Here is a 13134-nt window from a genome sequence, read left to right as displayed (position 1 = left end):
GGGTGCCGATGGTCTGGGTTTGGCGAGCGTGTCTCGGTCTTCTGATTGCGGCCTATGCCGGCTGGCTGGTGTGGCCGTTGGTCCAGCCGCTGACAGCGGGCGGCGGGGTCGCCGATGCGCTGCCCGCCGTGACCGAAGAAGCCGGACGGCTGGGCGGTTTCCTGCCCTCACTGTGGCTCGCATCGGCGGCGCTCTATCTGATCGCGGCGGTGTTGACTGCGGCCAGGGTCGGGGCGGCGCCAGGAGCCTACTTCCTGGCGTTCGGCGCCGAGGTGATCCAGCGCGCGCTGCTGCAGGCGACGCCCGGCGCGACCATCAGCGACACGCCGGCACGGATCGCAGCGGCGCTCCAGCCCCTTGTCCCGGCGATCGAGCCGGGGCCGGCGTCTCTGGCCGCGCTTTTCGCCGTCGGCCTGCTGGTCGTGATGACAGGAACCTGGCGCGGTCAGAAGGGTCACGCCCTGACCCGGCACTGGACCCAGCCGCCCGTCTACGCCTGACTCCACCGTCTCCCGCGAGGCCGTCATGACCTTCGTCCGATACCTGCTCGTCGCGGCGGTGATCGCCTATGCGGGATGGCTGGCCTGGCCCTTCCTGGCGCCCTTCTTCGAGGGCGCGCCGCTCGATGTGGCCCTGGAGCGGGCGCGCGGCATGATCGAGGCGGGCGGCGGCCTGTCCAGCGCGGCGCTGTGGGTCGGGGCTGTGCTGCTTTATGTGATCGCGGCGATGATGCTGAGCGCGGGCAATCCGCGCGCGGCGATCGCCTATTTCCTCGGCTTCATCGCCGACGCGGTCCTGCGTCTGGCCATCGATCGCGGCCGCACCGACCCGGCGCAAGCCTCGATCCAGGCCGACAGCTATTCAGGCGGTGAACTGTCCCAACGCTCGGCCGAGGCCGTCGCGCCCGCCGGTCTTCCGGTCGATCCCACCTGGCTGATCCTCGGGACGCTGCTCTTGATCGGCCTGATCATTGTCGCCGTGTCCCGACGGAGGGCACGACGGCGCGTCCCCGGCCAGCTCGCCAGCTGAGGCGCCTCCACCGGCACGTCCAGTTCTGACGCAGCTATCGCCTATCCTGGTGGCCGATCACCCGCCGCCCGAAGGCCGGGGTGAGAGTCCCTCGGCCGGGACTCCCAGCGATCATGAAGACAATCAATCCCTTGGCGTGGGAGTGAGAGTCACTCCCACGCCCCTCGCGCCCCTCTCGCCGCCGTCGACTTCGCTTCCCATATCCGCTGCGGCGGTTGACCCGGACGGGTCAGGCGCTAGGACAGCCCCCGTCCTCCCGACCGCTTCCCTCCCCGAGGTTTCCATGGCCGACGCCGCCCCCGCCGCTCCCGCCCAGTACGATGTCGTCGTCATCGGCGGCGGACCCGGCGGCTACAACGCCGCCATCCGCGCGGGCCAGCTGGGGCTGAAGGTCGCCTGCGTGGAGATGCGCGAGACCCTGGGCGGCACCTGCCTGAACGTCGGCTGCATGCCGTCCAAGGCCCTGCTGCACGCGTCGGAACTCTACGAGATGGCGGCGAAGGACTTCGCCGGCATCGGCATCGACGTCGCGCCCAAGCTCAATCTCGGACAGATGATGAAGCAGAAGTCCGAGAGCGTGACGGCCCTGACCAAGGGCATCGAGTTCCTGTTCAAGAAGAACAAGGCCGACTGGATCAAGGGTCGTGGCCGCATCGCCGGTCCCGGAACGGTCGAGGTCGAAGCGACAGACGGCTCGAAGACGACGCTCAAGGCCAGGGACATCGTCATCGCCACGGGCTCGGAGCCCACGCCGTTGCCGGGCGTCGACTTCGTTCCGGGCAAGGTGATCGACTCGACCGGAGCCCTGTCGCTGCCGGAGGTTCCCAAGAAGCTGATCGTCGTCGGCGCCGGTATCATCGGGCTGGAGCTCGGCTCGGTGTGGCGCCGCCTGGGCGCCGAGGTCACGGTCGTCGAGTATCTGCCGCGCATCACACCGGGCATGGACTCCGATCTCGCCACCGCCTTCCAGCGTGCGCTGACCAAGCAGGGTATGACCTTCAAGCTGGGCTCCAAGGTCACCGGCTCCAAGGTCACGAAGGACGGCGTCGAGCTCACAGTCGAACCCGCCGCTGGCGGAGCGGCCGAGACCCTGACCGGCGACGTCGTGCTGGTCGCCATCGGGCGTCGTCCCTACACGGCGGGCCTGGGGCTGGAGACGGTCGGCGTGACGCCCGATCAACGCGGCTTCGTCGCCTCCAATCACTTCAAGGTGGCCGAGGGCGTCTGGGTCATCGGCGACGTGACCCATGGACCCATGCTGGCCCACAAGGCCGAGGAAGACGCCGTCGCGGCCATCGAGCTGATCGCGGGAAAGGCCGGGCACGTCGACTACGACCTGGTCCCCAGCGTCGTCTACACCTTCCCGGAGGTGGCCTGGGTCGGCAAGACCGAGGACCAGCTGAAGGCCGAGGGCGTGGCCTACAAGTCGGGTAAGTTCCCCTTCACCGCGAACAGCCGCGCCAAGATCAACCACGAGACCGACGGCTACGCCAAGGTTCTGGCGGACGCGAAGACGGACCGCATCCTGGGCGTCCACATCATGGGCCCCCAGGCCGGCGAGATGATCGGCGAGGCCTGCGTGGCCATGGCCTTCGGCGGCGCTTCCGAAGACCTCGCCCGCACCAGCCACGCCCACCCGACCCGCTCGGAGGCCGTCAAGCAGGCGGCCATGGGCGTCGAGGGCTGGACGATGCAGGCCTGATCACCTTTTGCATCGCAGGGATGGTGTCGTTGCGCCATCGAGCACGGTCCGACATGACGACGCCCAGCCCCGCCAGCGCCAGCGCCAGCGCAAGCGCCAGCAGGATGGAGGCAGGAAGCAGCCCATAGAGCGTCGTCGGCTTCAGGTGGGCCGGAAAGTTGCCGACGCCTTGGCCGCGATCGTCGCGCGCGTGGCGACCGAGAGCACGTTCTGCGTGGTCAGGCCCAACATCCGGCCGAGCGTCGACATCATCGTCTCGCCGCCATAGCTCTGCCCGTTGGTGTTGGTCGCGACGCGGACGACGCTGCTGAAGGCCAGACGCGGCGTCAGGCCGTCGTACCCCTGCGTGTACAGCGGCAGGAGAGCATTGAGGCGCAGAACGCGCAGCAGCGCCAGAGAGCCCACCGCGTTGAAGCTCGCCCGAAAGCGGCTTCTTCAACGTTGTGAATGTCTTGAGAAAGAATGGTGGACGCGACAGGGATTGAACCTGTGACCCCTACGATGTCAATATAGTCTGCCATTGCTCCGCGCTCGATATTCCGCAGATTATTCAAGAGGTTACAGTTGCAACGGGTTGCAACTTCGGAGCCGCTTTTTTTGATTTGTGCTTGGTTTGGGGGGTTGGTTGGGGTTCGGTTGGCAACCGTTGGCAACGCGTCAGGGCCAATCAGTGAGGACCGATCCGTCAATCTGGACAGTGACCCTCTCTGCTCCGCGAAGCAGGAACACTTTGGTGTATGGCCGCCTTTCGTTTGGTCCGCGTGATGCCCTAATGAGCCAGCCATCGGAGACGTACTGTCGTGTCTTGATCACCATCGGGTGCTGATTGAGCCTGAGCCGTTCAACTGCGCACGCCTTCATCCTTAAGACACCGGAGCGACCATCGAGAGCGGTGGGGCCATTGGTGATGTCGGACAAAAGAACGAGCGCCTGAGTAAAGAACGTCCGCAAGTGGCTTGGATGCCCTCCAGCTACGTAAACATAGGCGGCTCGGTCACGCAGGTCGTTGAAGTGCTTCGAGCCCCGAGACGCCAGGATGCGGTCTACGCTCTCGGGCGTTGCCGTTGCCTCAAGGGCCACTTCGACTTTGGGGGGCTTTCTTGGTTCATCACCAGCCGCCTTCAGCGGCACGATCTCTTCGGCCAAGACCATGTCCGTGATGTTGGGCAACTCTTGGCCGCCGAGGGTGATGGCCCGACAGCGGTAAATGCCTTCCGCGTAGACGCGGCAGACAGCCACGACAGCCCCCGGCGAGAATACAGGCGGCGCATTTAGCGATGGCCCGCTGTAACCGACAAAAACACCGCGTTCACCTATTTGCACCCGATCCCTCCATAGCGTGGTCTGCGTTCACGCTAACACGAGTGGATCGTTCGTCAACAAGAGACTAGTCTTAGAACTTCAACTTATCAAATCACTACATTAGACAAGAAGCCTACACATGTAGCTATACCAAACATACGGTATTGGGAACTACCTCTTTGCTGTCACTAATCTAGACATGTGGCTCCGAAGAGGTTAGGGGCAAGCGTATGAGCGCAACCCCTCCAGACGCCCCGCAGGTGACCGCACGGCCACGCACGCCCGGTGAGTTCCTGTCTGACGCAGGGAGAGGGTCGGTGCCCGATCTGACTGAAGCCGAGTGGCTGGACCTAACCAGTCACGCCAAGGCCCGAGCGGCTCGCTTCGACAGTGAGATAGCCAACCGGCTTGCTGCAAATGACCTGCGCGGAGCGAAGCACAAGTCCCGGAAGATGCTGACGTGCCGGGCCGTGTGTCTCCATGCCTTGATCCGGGAGAACGCGAAGGCGAGATCAGTGAACCGTCTGACCCCGCGCGAACTCCTCGCGCTTCTGCCCAGTGTCAGCGTGTTCGCCAGAAGGGCGTCTCCGACCCTCAGATGGATGAGAAAGCGTGAGGGCGGGCTCCGCCCCATCGTAAAGTTTGGCCTCGTTGATGGAGCCTGTGCGGCTCTGATCGCGATGGTCCTACGACCGTTCGCCCGCGCCCACCCACAACGGGCCTGCCATCCTGCGCAGGTCATGCTTGCCGGTGGGCCGCCCGTCGCGTGCGAACGTCTTCGCGTAGCGTTGGAACAGGCCCCGGCGGAGGCCGTCTTCGTCCAGATCGACGTAAGGCGGTTCTTCCAGTCGATAGCCTGCTCTGAACTTGCGAGGATGACCGGGCTGCCCCCCGAGGTAATCCATAGGCACCTGTCGATGGAACATCTGAAGGTCCACCGCTGGAAGTCCCCTCCGGACTACAGAGGGATGGAAAGGAGCAGTTCAGAATATGTCGCCTCTGCGCCATCTGGCGCCGAGTGTGAAAGCGGAAGCCCAAGCGGCCTAGCCACTGGCTCAGCGGCTTCGTCTTTCGTGGCCGAGATCGTGATGGGGCATATCCTGAGGGCTGCGGGCGACCTTCAGGGCCTCATCGCCTTGATTGCCTACTCCGACAACATCGGGGCGGTGGTCCAGTCACGGGAGGCGGCGCTCGTGCTCAAGGAAGCCATCCTCCGGGCGCTTCGGCGCTCGGAGGCAGGGCCCTTCGAGGCGGGAAGGGTCACCATGAACGCCATCACCGATGGCTTCGACTTCCTTGGTTACCATTGGCGCGTGCTCAATGGATCGGTGGTAGCCGTTCCAGAGCGCCGTAGACACCACTACTGGACCATGAGGTTCGGCACCGACCTCCTCCAAATGGGCTTTTCGGCTCAGCCGACGAGTGCCGCTCAACCCCATACGCGGCTGCGAGCCTATGCCAACAGCAAGTGGCTTTGGGGCGGCCGCGAGGCGTTTGTCGCCGACTGGGAGCAACGGATCGCAGAGATGATCCCGGACGGTAGTTCAGACCCGACCGAGGTCATGGCTCCGGCATAACGCGTTGCAACCCGTTGCAAGCTGCTGGGTCAAACCATCTCGTCGGCTGAAAGGCGGGCCTGCTCCAGGACCATTTCGATTGCGTGCGGCTCCAGATCGGGCGGGTAGCCGAACCTTCGCAGCAACTGCTTCACCTGCCGCCGCATGTCAGCCCGGACACTCTCCTTCCGGGTCCAGTCAATGGTGACGCTAGCCCTGATGCGCCGGGCGATCTCTTGGGCCAGAACACGAAGCTGGTCGTTGCCGAGCACATCAACGGCACTCTTGTTCTCGGCGAGAGCATCGTAGAAGGCCAACTCCTCGTCGCTCAGGCCGAAGGCTTTGCCTCGGCTCACAGCGTCGCGCATGTCTTTGGCCAGGTCGATCAGTTCCTGGATGACTTGAAGGCTGTCCACCGCGCGGTTGTGGTAGCGCGCCATCGAAGCCTCCAGACGCTCGGAGAAGCGCCGGGCCTCGGCCGCGTTCTTGCGTTCACGACCTTTGACCTCCCCCGCCAGCAACTTCCGTAGAGCCTCGATGGCGAGGTTCTTCTGCTCCATCTTCTGGACGTCAGCGAGAAACTCGTCTGACAGCAGGCTGATGTCGGCCCGCTCCATCCCCGCGACCCGGAAAACGTCGAGGATGCCGTCTGCAATGACGGCGCGGGAGAGGAGTTGGTTGAGATCGTGGTCGATCTCAGCCGCGTCCTTCCGTCCTCCAGTGTGCTTGATCAGGTTCGCGCGGATCGCGGTGAACAGGGCGACGTCATCGCGCAGCCGGGCGGCGGTTTGGGTTCCTGCCGACAGAGCGAAAGCGGTGACCAGACGCGCCGCCATGTCGAGATAGCGCCGTCGGCCGTCCTCGACGGACAGCACGTAGTCTATGCAGTTGCGGAGGATTTTCAGCTTGCCCGCCGCAGCCTCGGTGAAGAAGCCGCGCCAATCCACGTCGGTCAGCATGGCACTGATGGCCTCATGCTCGGCCAGCAGGAGCCGTTCGGCGGCGTCCTGATCGACCCCGGCCTTCTCCTGGTCTCTCGCGCTGAAGGTCGTCAGGGCCGCTTTCAACTCCGCGCCGATGCCGAGGTAGTCCACGACCAATCCGCCCGGCTTTTCGCCGAACACTCGGTTCACCCGCGAGATCGCCTGGATCAGGCCGTGACCCCGCATCGGCTTGTCCACGTAGAGCGTGTGGAGACTGGGGGCGTCGAAACCGGTCAGCCACATGTCGCGGACGATCACGAGGTCGAAGCCCGACGTGGGGTCCTTGAACCGGTCTGCCAGCTTCCGCAGGCGCGACTTGTTCCGGATGTGCGGCCGATAGCCTTCCGGATCACCCGCGTTGCCGGTCATGATGACCTTGAGCATCCCGGCACCGTCCTCGTTCCCGGCCCAGTCAGGACGAAGCGCCGTCACAGCATCGAATAGGGCGACGCAGATGCGGCGGCTCATGGCGACGATCATGGCCTTGCCGCCACCCATCCCCTCCCGGCGTTGCTCGAAGTGCTCCACGATGTCGGCAGCGATCAGGTCGATCCGGTCCTGCGCTCCAACCAAGGCTTCCAACCTCGACCAGCGACCTTTGTGTTTTTCGGCCTGAGTGGTCTCTTCGGCCTCCAGGACCTCGTCAGCGCCTTCGTCCAGTGCGGCCTTCGCCTCCTCATGCAGTCGAAGCTGCGCGAGGCGGGCGGTGTAGTAGATCGGGACCGTGGCACCGTCCTCGACCGACTGGGCGATGTCATAGGTATCGATCTGATCGCCGAAGACAGTTCGCGTGTTGCGGTCGGCGGTCTCAACCGGGGTACCGGTGAAGCCGATGAACGTGGCGTTCGGTAGGGCGTCTCGAATGTGCTGGGCAAAGCCGCCAGAGGTCAGAGACGCGGTTTCCCCGCGTACGGTGACCCGAGACTTGAAGCCGTACTGGGTCCGGTGCGCCTCGTCGGCCACCACGATGATGTTCCGGCGCGCCGATAGTTCCGGGAATGACGTTTCGCCCGCGACCAGACCGAACTTCTGCATGGTCGTGAAGACAATCCCGCCCGCCGCCCGGCCCAGCGCGGCGCGGAGTTCGTCCCGGTCCTCCACGGCAATCGGTGTCGTGGCGAACAGGTCCGGGTGGGCGCAGAAGGTGTCGAACAGCTGGTCGTCGAGATCGTTGCGGTCTGTGACCATCACGACGGTCGGGTTTCCGAGGTCCGGCGCACGCTCTAGGCGGCTCGCATAGAGCGCCATCGTGAAACTCTTGCCCGACCCGGTGGAGTGCCAGACGACGCCCGCCTTTCTGTCTCCGGTCGGGCGAGATGCTGCGATTGTGGCCGCCAGCGCCTTCCTGACCGCATGGAACTGGTGATAGCCCGCCACCTTCTTCGCCTTGGCCGCGCCATCCTTCACCTCGTAGGTCTGGGCCAGTGCGGCCAGTTCGAGGAAACGCGATTTGTCGAACACGCCTCGGATCAGGACGTCCAGGTCGAGACCTTCGGCCAGTTCGTCGCCGTCGATGGTGCGCCACGGCCCGTAGCGATCCATGCCCGACGTCAGAGCCCCGATCTTGGCGTCCAGCCCGTCGCTGATGACCATAACGGCGTTGAAGCGGAATAGGGCCGGGATGCGCTCGCGGTAGGTCTGAAGCTGGTTATAGGCGCTCCGGAGCGTCGCCTGGTGATTGGTGGGGTCTTTGAGTTCGATGACGCCGAGCGGCAGGCCGTTGACGAAGGCGAGCACATCCGGCCGCCGCTCGTCCTGGCCGACGATGGTGAACTGGTTGACCGCCAGAAAGTCATTCCGTTCGGGCTCTGCCAGATCGACCACGCGGACCTTGATGGTCCTCGCGCCTGAACCCTCTCGCACCTCGACGTCCACGCCGTCTCGAAGGATGCGGAGAAAGCGCCGGTTGTTCTCCAACGGGTCCTGGCTGGCGTCTGCCACGACGATGCGCAAGGCCTGCTCCAACGCCTCGGACGCCACGCCGGGGTTCAGGGTCGAGAGAGCCTGCCGAAGGCGGCTGGTCAGAACGACCTCGCGGTAGTCGGCTCGTCCGGACGGCGCGTCGGGCGCGAAGTAAGACCCGTGCATCACCGACCACCCGAGGTCTGACATCCATCCCAAGGCCGCTTGCTCGACGTGGTCCTCGTAGACCGCCTTTCCTGCGGACTGGGATGGCGTGGGGTAGACGAAATCGTTCACTCGGCCTCCCCCGGATCAGTCGCAGGACGAAAGGTCCTCTTGCCCTTCAAGCCGCGCAATAGATGTCCGTTGAAATGAACCCGACCTTGCAACGGGTTGCAACTTCACGTGTGGCTTTGTGGATCAGCGAATCATGTCAACGCACGTTGTCGATCACAAAGTCCGTTTTGTGATCGACAACAGTCTTTGGCCTCAATGCGTGATCCTCAAAAGGCCTCTCGGCCTTCAGCGAGGTTGAGCAGTTCGGAAAAGGCATAGACGGCGGATCGACGACCGGCGGCCGGTCGGACCTCTCGCAGCAAACCGTGTTCGCGCACGACCCGCAAGATGCGCGTGGCCGTCGGGTTCGGGATATCCACGCCCGCCACGAAATCCGATGACTTGAAAATGGGGCGGGAGAACATCCAGTCCAGCGCCCGTGCGCCATAGGCAGACTTGGTGGCTTCTGCGATCCAGTCCCGCCGTCTCTCATAGAGATCGAGGATGGCGGTGGTCTTGGCTTGGTTGACCTCGGCCTGAGCGATCACGGCCTTGAGGAAGAACTCGCACCAACCGGTCCAGTCGCCATCACGAGACACCGCCAACAGGCGCTCGTAGTACTCCGCCCGGTTCGCATCGAAGAACTCGCTGAGATAGAAGTTCGGCCGGGACAGCAGGCCCCTGCTGGACAGGAACAGGGGAATGACCAGTCGCCCCAGACGCCCGTTGCCGTCGAGAAACGGGTGGATCGCCTCGAACTCCGCATGGACGACTGCCAACTGAACCAGTTGATCCAACTGGGTTGAGTGGAGGTAGGTCTCCCATGCCGCCATCGCCTCGGGGAGACGGTCGGCAGAGACGGGCACGAAGCGAGCCTGCTCGATGGTGCAGCCGTCTGGCCCGATCCAGTTCGGGATGCGTCGGTACTGGCCGGGGTCCTTGTTGCGGCCTCTGACCCCGCGCATCAGCACCTCATGGGTCTGGCGGATCAGCCGTTGAGAGAGCGGCAAGTCGCGCATCATCCCGGTCGCGGCGAACAGGGCCTCGCGGTAGTTCAGGACCTCCTGGATGTCGGCCGTCTTGGCCGTGCTCTCATCGTCCAGGTCGTCTCCCGCCTCGAACTCCAGAACCTCGCCGAGGGTGGCCTGTGTGCCCTCGATCCGGCTCGACAGAACGGCTTCCTGCGTCGTCAGGGGTGACAGCAGGACGTTGGGGTTGGGCACGCTGTGCAGCAGGCCTTCGTAGCGGGCAATGGCGGCGTTGGCCGGACCGATCAGGGGCAGCAGGCGAGGCCAGTCGAGGTTGGGCGGGGGGAAGCCGCCGTTGTGGTACAGGACCGGCATCAGGCAACCTGTTCCAACATCTTCTCGGCGTCGCGGACACGGATTGCGCCGGACATCAGCTTGGGCAGGAGGAGGTCGCGGAGGTCGGCGAGGGTGCGAGATTGTTGGGTGTTGAGTTTGATCCGAGCCAACATCGGGGAAACCACATCCTCAAATGTACCGGCAATCGCCGGTCCCGGATCGACGACCTGAAACTGTTTCATGCGAGCCCAGTTCGTGCGGGGCATCTTCGTGCCCGTCGAGGCGACATCTACGAACGACACAAAGGCGTCGGAACTGGCTGCAAACAAGGTCATCGCACGAAAGTGCGAAGCCTTCGGTCGAAGGACCACGATATCGGTCGAGCAAACCCCATCGACCAAAGCGAGCCCCACTTTGTGGAAATAGGGTCGTAGTTTCCCGAACAGAATATCGTTTTCCCTGAAGCGAGATTTGTTGCTCCCGAGCCCGCCTGCCCCCTCCCATTCGGCCAGAACTATTGACCTGCGCGGCATGTGTTCCAGCGCGATGTAGGGCGTGTCATCCCCCAGAACGTCGGCCGAAACGGCTTCCGAGCCGGGCGTCGCAAGGAGATCGAACCCGCTAGTGCTCCAACCGCTCGGATGAGTTTCGGACTCGTCCATCGATGACGGCATGAGGAGATCGATCTCCGTAGCTAGCCCCGTCGGCCGCCCTTCGGCCTTGGCGCGGACGGGGTCAAAGTCGATGAACCAGCTCTTGAACAGCGCCCGAGCGGTGCCCTCCAGCGTCTCGTTCATCCGCCGGTTCGCCTCGATCTTGTCGTCGAGTGAGCCCAAGACGTCGCCGATTGCCACCTGCTCGGGGAAGTCCGGTTTGGATATAGGAAGTCGGCGAAGCGTGGCTTGGCTGATCCCTGCCACCGTGGTGCCAGTCGCCCTTGCCTGTAGTCGCTGCTGCCCCTCGAACGACATCAGCCAGTATCTGAGAAAGCGGTTGTCCAAGACGCCACGCTGCCCCCGGAGAAGAACGAGGCGTTGGCCGAGCGCATAACCTTCGTCGTCGATCTGAGCGACCTGTCCGAGTGGGCCTTCCGTCGTCAAAATGACGTCGCCGATCTCGGGAAAACCACGACGCATCCAAGTCTGAAACTTTTCAGGCGCAATCCGCTGAACGATGGGTTTGAGAATACGTCCGTCCTTGATCACCTTCGCGGACAAAACGGGAATCCCGACCTCCGACTTCGGGGGCGAGACCCCACGATAGTCAATGAGACGTTCGAGACAGTCTTCGAGCGCGTGATCTGACCACGTCGTCACGAGCGGAGCCCCACCCGTTCGAGTGCAGCTACGACAGCAATGTCCAAGGCTTTCTGTTCATCGATCTGTCGGATCAGGTTTGAAACCAGGAGGGACATTCGCTCAGTCGATCCGTGCTCATCTTCCTCCTTCAGACCTTCGACATAACGTCCTGGTGTTAGGACGAAGCCTTGTTCGGCGATCTCCTCAACCGTCGCCGACCGGCAGAACCCTGCTTTGTCTTCGTACTCGGCACGGCCCTCGCGCCATGAATGGTAGGTCTCCGCCACCGTCTCGATGTCCGTCTGGTCGAACACCCGCAGCACCCGCCCTTCCATCCGCCCCAGCTTGCGCGCGTCGATGAACAGGGTCTCCCTCCGCCGGTCGCGCAGCTTGATGTCCCGGAGCACGCCGTTCGACTTGTCGCGCGCCAGGAACCAGAGGCAGACCGGTATCTGGGTCGTATAGAAAAGCTGGCTGGGCAGAGCGACGATGCAGTCCACCAGGTCTGCCTCGATCAACGCCTTCCTGATCTCGCCCTCGCCCGACTGGCTGGAACTCATCGATCCATTGGCCATGACGAAGCCCGCGAGGCCGTGGGGCGCGAGGTGGTGGATGAAGTGCTGAATCCACGCGTAGTTGGCATTGCCCGGCGGCGGAGGCGGGCCGTAGCGCCAGCGGACATCACTCCTGCGCCGTTCACCGCCCCAGTCGCTGTCGTTGAACGGCGGGTTGGCCAGAACGAAATCGGCCTTCAGGTCCGGGAACAGATCGTCATGAAAGGTGTCGGCGTTCCGCTGGCCGAGGTTGGCGTCGATGCCCCGGATAGCGAGATTCATCTTGGCCAGACGCCACGTCGTCGGATTGCTCTCCTGGCCATAGATGGAGATGTCGCCCAATCGCCCGCCGTGGGCCTCCACAAACCGCTCTGACTGTACGAACATGCCACCTGAGCCACAGCAGGGGTCATAGACGCGGCCTTTGAAGGGCTGGAGCATCTCGACCATCAGGTCCACGACGCAGCCGGGCGTATAGAACTGCCCGCCGCTCTTGCCTTCCGCCGCCGCGAACCGGCCGAGAAAGTACTCATAGACCCGACCCAGCACGTCCTGCCCGCCGTTGGCCTCGGGCAGGGTGTCGATATCGGCCAGCAGGTTGATGACCCCCGCGAGGCTAGTCTTGTTCAGGTCGGCGCGAGCGTAGTTCTTGGGTAGGACATCCTTGAGCGAGGCGTTCTCTCGTTCGATGGCGTACATGGCGTCATCGACGATCTGCCCGATCTCGGGCTGGGGCGCATTGGCCTGGATGTGGCCCCAGCGGGCCTCCTTGGGCACCCAGAAGACGTTGTCGGCCAGATACTCGTCCCGATCCTCTGGATCGGCGTGAGGCGTCTCCAGGACCTTCGCACGCTGCCGCTCGAACCGGTCCGAGATGAACTTGAGGAAGATCAGCCCGAGGACGACGTGCTTGTACTCCCCGGCGTCCATGTTGGAACGCAGCTTGTCGGCCGCCGCGAACAGCGTCGCCTCGAACCCCAGCTTGGTCTTGTTCGACTTCTCGCCCGCATCCTTGCGCGGCCTGCCCCGTGCCATCCGGCCTCCCCCCTCACGCGAAAATCACTCGGAAGTTGGTGTGCGGTCGCGCTTGGGGGAGGTCAAGAACTACCAGTCGCCAGCAGCGTCGCGGATGCAAGCAGCGATCTGCACAGACTGTAGGTTCAATCGCGCTTCCAAGCCAGGCCATTGGCGATCCTCCCGGCCTATGGGGGACCATTCCAAACGCCAC

At 63.9% G+C, this 13134-nt stretch carries 10 protein-coding genes and 1 tRNA gene; 4 read left to right on the top strand and 7 right to left on the bottom strand.

The features are described 5' to 3' along the window. The first annotated feature begins 8 nt into the window (after positions 1-8). The 3 genes from Q333_RS0111385 to lpdA all read left to right on the top strand — a co-directional run bounded on the left by Q333_RS0111385 (position 9) and on the right by lpdA (position 2731). Positions 9-500: a hypothetical protein gene (locus Q333_RS0111385; RefSeq protein ID WP_029417065.1), complete on the top strand. Its 492-nt coding sequence runs from the start codon at positions 9-11 to the stop codon at positions 498-500. Positions 501-525: 25 nt separating this feature from the next. Further along, positions 526-1029: a hypothetical protein gene (locus tag Q333_RS0111380; RefSeq protein ID WP_029417063.1), complete on the top strand. Its 504-nt coding sequence runs from the start codon at positions 526-528 to the stop codon at positions 1027-1029. Between the two features lie 283 nt (positions 1030-1312). Further along, entirely contained in the window at positions 1313-2731 is a 1419-nt protein-coding gene (gene lpdA, locus Q333_RS0111375; protein WP_029417061.1) for a dihydrolipoyl dehydrogenase, read from the top strand. Positions 2732-2872: 141 nt separating this feature from the next. Here lpdA and Q333_RS0111370 read toward each other — a convergent pair whose 3' ends face one another. From Q333_RS0111370 to Q333_RS17660, 3 genes are all read right to left on the bottom strand, one after another. Then, positions 2873-3136 carry a potassium-transporting ATPase subunit KdpA gene (locus tag Q333_RS0111370; protein WP_029417059.1) on the bottom strand — a complete coding sequence of 88 codons (264 nt, stop codon included), beginning with the start codon at positions 3134-3136 and terminating at the stop codon, positions 2873-2875. A 58-nt stretch (positions 3137-3194) separates the two neighbouring features. Further along, positions 3195-3264: transfer RNA gene (locus Q333_RS0111365), tRNA-Val, on the bottom strand. 124 nt (positions 3265-3388) lie between these two features. Next, positions 3389-4054 (bottom strand): hypothetical protein, encoded by a 666-nt coding sequence (locus Q333_RS17660; RefSeq protein ID WP_157072449.1) that lies wholly within the window; start codon positions 4052-4054, stop codon positions 3389-3391. 296 nt (positions 4055-4350) lie between these two features. On the opposite strand from Q333_RS17660, the gene Q333_RS0111360 reads away from it, so the two are divergent. Continuing rightward, on the top strand, positions 4351-5610 hold the full coding sequence (locus tag Q333_RS0111360; protein WP_029417057.1) for a hypothetical protein: 1260 nt from the start codon (positions 4351-4353) through the stop codon (positions 5608-5610). Between the two features lie 29 nt (positions 5611-5639). Here Q333_RS0111360 and Q333_RS0111355 read toward each other — a convergent pair whose 3' ends face one another. From Q333_RS0111355 to Q333_RS0111340, 4 genes are all read right to left on the bottom strand, one after another. Continuing rightward, the gene (locus tag Q333_RS0111355) at positions 5640-8771 is read right to left on the bottom strand and encodes a type I restriction endonuclease subunit R (RefSeq protein WP_029417056.1); all 3132 of its coding nucleotides are present in this window, start codon (positions 8769-8771) and stop codon (positions 5640-5642) included. Between the two features lie 206 nt (positions 8772-8977). Continuing rightward, complete coding sequence (locus Q333_RS0111350) at positions 8978-10093, bottom strand: Fic family protein (protein WP_029417055.1); 1116 nt, start codon at positions 10091-10093, stop codon at positions 8978-8980. Continuing rightward, a complete protein-coding gene (locus tag Q333_RS0111345; protein ID WP_157072448.1) occupies positions 10093-11271 on the bottom strand; it encodes a restriction endonuclease subunit S in 1179 nt (392 codons plus the stop codon). Before Q333_RS0111345 ends, Q333_RS0111350 begins: the two co-directional genes overlap by 1 nt. A gap of 95 nt (positions 11272-11366) precedes the next feature. After that, the gene (locus Q333_RS0111340; RefSeq protein ID WP_029417052.1) at positions 11367-12941 is read right to left on the bottom strand and encodes a class I SAM-dependent DNA methyltransferase; all 1575 of its coding nucleotides are present in this window, start codon (positions 12939-12941) and stop codon (positions 11367-11369) included. Positions 12942-13134 lie beyond the last annotated feature (193 nt).

It is taken from the genome of Brevundimonas bacteroides DSM 4726, assembly GCF_000701445.1.
GTDB lineage: Bacteria > Pseudomonadota > Alphaproteobacteria > Caulobacterales > Caulobacteraceae > Brevundimonas > Brevundimonas bacteroides.
Note: the sequence above shows the minus strand (reverse complement) of the source record. Positions and strands in the feature narration are given on the sequence as shown.

Bases quoted from the DNA above. Each gene is read 5' to 3' on its own strand.
- Q333_RS0111385 (WP_029417065.1), top strand. From the start codon at position 9: ATGGTCTGGGTTTGGCGAGCGTGTCTCGGTCTTCTGATTGCGGCCTAT.
- Q333_RS0111380 (WP_029417063.1), top strand. From the start codon at position 526: ATGACCTTCGTCCGATACCTGCTCGTCGCGGCGGTGATCGCCTATGCG.
- lpdA (WP_029417061.1), top strand. From the start codon at position 1,313: ATGGCCGACGCCGCCCCCGCCGCTCCCGCCCAGTACGATGTCGTCGTC.
- Q333_RS0111350 (WP_029417055.1), bottom strand. From the start codon at position 10,093: ATGCCGGTCCTGTACCACAACGGCGGCTTCCCCCCGCCCAACCTCGAC.
- Q333_RS0111340 (WP_029417052.1), bottom strand. From the start codon at position 12,941: ATGGCACGGGGCAGGCCGCGCAAGGATGCGGGCGAGAAGTCGAACAAG.